Origin of the sequence: Enterobacter sp. 01-M-02-SI-ECC (assembly GCF_047530595.1) — a bacterium.
Taxonomy (GTDB): Bacteria; Pseudomonadota; Gammaproteobacteria; order Enterobacterales; family Enterobacteriaceae; genus Enterobacter; species Enterobacter cloacae_M.
Genome location: NZ_JBLKCZ010000069.1, coordinates 1 through 3,275 on the forward strand (window position 1 = coordinate 1; position 3,275 = coordinate 3,275).

The 3,275-nt window shown below is 42.0% G+C and carries 3 protein-coding genes; 2 read left to right on the top strand and 1 reads right to left on the bottom strand.

Features of this window, described 5'->3' with window-relative positions; all coding sequences use genetic code 11:
* Positions 1-64: 64 nt before the first annotated feature.
* Positions 65-1,246: a DNA (cytosine-5-)-methyltransferase gene (gene dcm / locus ACMWLG_RS25505; RefSeq protein ID WP_414763058.1), complete on the bottom strand. Its 1,182-nt coding sequence runs from the start codon at positions 1,244-1,246 to the stop codon at positions 65-67.
* Positions 1,247-1,460: 214 nt separating this feature from the next.
* On the opposite strand from dcm, the gene ACMWLG_RS25510 reads away from it, so the two are divergent.
* Positions 1,461-1,976 carry a thermonuclease family protein gene (locus ACMWLG_RS25510; RefSeq protein ID WP_058687699.1) on the top strand — a complete coding sequence of 172 codons (516 nt, stop codon included), beginning with the start codon at positions 1,461-1,463 and terminating at the stop codon, positions 1,974-1,976.
* Between the two features lie 2 nt (positions 1,977-1,978).
* Complete coding sequence (locus tag ACMWLG_RS25515; RefSeq protein ID WP_058687698.1) at positions 1,979-2,893, top strand: hypothetical protein; 915 nt, start codon at positions 1,979-1,981, stop codon at positions 2,891-2,893.
* Positions 2,894-3,275 lie beyond the last annotated feature (382 nt).

The following is a 3,275-nucleotide window of genomic DNA, read 5'->3' on the forward strand; positions in this document are numbered from 1 at the left end:
CTGGCCTGTGAACCGGGTGGGTGCTCTGCTCCCGTGGCGGGTTACTCTGCCTGCCTGACCAGCTTCACTTCGTCAATACGGTTCTCACTGCACGCTTACGATCAATAAGAATTTCAGATCCGTCTTTCATATAGCGGCTTGAGAGGGTTCTGGTGACACTATTAACATTGGAAGGATCTACAAGCCCAAAACCAAAACCATTACCTTTTGCTGCATGTTTCTTTGCATAGTTGTATAAGTACTCCCAGAGTTTAGGGGAGAGGATGTATTTACTATCTACCGTCGGTTCCAGTAAATCGGAGAGAGAAGGGCGCTTGTCCGGATAAAAGTCTTTAATGTCTCTTAGAGAAAAACCGTCTTTCAGGCGCAGGTCGCGGCGAAAACCAATAAGGACGATACGCTCACGGTGCTGGGGTCGGAAATGACGGCCGTCGATGACTTTAGGATCATCCGCGCCCATGCTTTCGCTGTTTGCGACGTCGTAGCCAAGCTCTTCCAGCGTTTTCATGATGATGTTAAAAGTATTACCCTTATCGTGACTCTTCAGATTTTTAACGTTTTCCAGAACAAAAATTGCCGGTTGTTTTGCCCGGATGATCCTGGCCACATCAAAGAAGAGCGTACCCTGAGTGTCGCACTCGAAACCGTGTTTGCGTCCCAAAGAGTTCTTTTTACTGACACCGGCAATGCTGAATGGCTGACACGGAAACCCCGCAAGAAGTACATCATGATCCGGGATAGATGTATCGATAAACTTGTATGCCTCTTCATCAGAAACTTCGGGCCGGTTGCTAAGCGTGATGTCACGGATATCTGAATTGAAGCGGTGCTCGTTCTCATCGCAATACCAGTTCGCCCGGTAAGTACGGCTGGAATAAGTATTCCATTCACTCGTGAAAAGACATTTTCCACCGATGGCATCGAATCCGCTTCGTAGTCCACCTATCCCTGCAAACAAATCGATAAAGCTAAATTTCCTGTCCTCGTAATTAGTAGGTCGGGAAGGAATTAAAGACTGTAGATAACGTCCATCAGTGATACTCAGCTCACAATGCTCAGGCTTTCCTTTAACCTGACGCTTAAGCGAGGCACGGGACCAATTACTGCCATTTTCATCATTTAAAACCTGAGCCAGATATTTAAGATCATAAATGGTCGATGCTATTAACAATGTTTTGTGGATCAAAGATGGAGCTTTACCCACATCTTTCAGGTCTTTTTCTTGATCATGAGTGTTACGTTTCATCCAAACTCTCTCAGGAATAATATCTTTGAGATAGATTAACACTCTTAATTTGGATTGTTTTTTGGTACAGGTTCTAAATTCATTGTGATTTTTCTGGCTTTAAGTTGCAAAATGATATGTTTTTAGCCCGTCCAGGAATTTATGACTTGTTAAAATAGTGCCTGTGAATTGCCTTGTGTATACATGTCTGCACTCAACAAATTCAGGTGAAATGATGGGTTATCTAAAAAAGTTACTTTTGCCAATCATGATCGTTGTATTCCCTGCGGCGTCCTGGGGGAACTCAACAACATTTGAGGCAAAGGTGGTTAAGATTGTTGACGGTGACACCATAACTGCGCTGGATGCTCAAAATACAACCATCAAAATACGGATGTATGGTATAGACGCTCCTGAATCCAAACAAGCTTTTGGGCAAAAAGCAAAGCAGGCCTTAACCACAGCTATTGCAACCAAAATCATTACCGTGAACGACCATGGTGTAGATATCTATGGCCGAATGTTAGGGACCATTTGGTTAGATGGTTATGACATTAACGCTTCTATGGTGGACAGCGGATATGCGTGGGTATATCGGTTCGAAGATAACGCCATTGTCCCGAGCTACCTCAAGTATGAATCCGCAGCACGCAAGGATGCAAAGGGGTTATGGGCAGACCCCAACCCTGTCCCTCCATGGCAATGGAGACAGTTAAACGAAAAGCCCAGAAAGGTGAAAGAGAAGAAATGACCATGATGAAAGAGGATCATCCGTTACTTCAGTTGGTACTTAACGATTCCGGTCGTCTTGCTATGCCTGTTCATGATAGAGACCAACAGTATTGCCCGACTTGCCTTGCAAAGGTACTGAAGAGTGAGGATGGAAGGTTGTCGCATGTCGGGCACGAAAATCAAACTAAATGTGTTCCTTCTATTTCAGTAGTTGTGACAAAAGCAATCATAGAAATGTTAAGTGATGGAGAAAAAATTTATGTAAGTCCAATCCGAAACCGAGGGCGAACTCTGGCACCATCAGTGATTTTTTCTCCTGATACACACACATTTAAGCCATTTATAAATACAGACTATCAGCCTGTAGGGGCAAACTGGAAAAGTGACAAGGGTTATAAACTGGGCCTTTTTTATCTTAAAGATCGAGCTAGCTCTATTACTAAAGAGGAATTTGATTTTATTGCTGTTATTGATCCAGAGTTATTGCTTAACGAATTTAATTCTTCATGGTCTGTTGAACAGATCGCACCAATAGAACAGTTGAAGCAAATCTTCCGGTCAAAAAATAATTCTTCTGCTTGGGTAAAATGGCCTGGTAAACTCGACTTAGCAAAGAAAACCAATTATAACGATAATTTCTGGTACGACAATCAATCTGATAGTGCGGAACTTAACTGCACTGTTTCCGTTGTAGGTATAGAAGGTAACAGTTCAGGTGAAACAATTTATAGATTACAAACTATGCTAAAGCATAAGTTTAATGAATATCAACTGGTTCGGTCTTTGGGTACTATTATGCTTCTTGATAATACCGGGAATATGGTCTCATCAAATCACCCGAATTTTGACATCATCTCAAGCGCATGTATAAGTGGAGTACGTGATTTTGTTCGCCAAAACCCATGGGTAGTTAGACAGACAACTCTTAACACTTAATTATCTTTAAAATAAAGCCCACTCCATTACTTAAAATGTTTTTCCTATAAGTCAGTTTTCGGACTTTTCATCACACCGACATGTAACAAAAAATGTAACTGTTACAGTTAGTTATCAGTACAAATGCACACATCCGCACCAGGTGGGGACCACACCAATTGCATTGATCTAAGTCAATAAAAGATCACATATGCAACATTCAACCATCAGGACAGTTACTTATAGTTAATAGCCCTGCAAATGACGACATAAGCAGTTAACAAAACAACTTTTTCCCCAATTCTGATGTAGCCCCCTGAAACACCAGACAGTAGCTGTATCTCCAGATAAGAGATAGGCTTGAATATATGTCTAACACTAACACCAATTTTGAGATGACCGG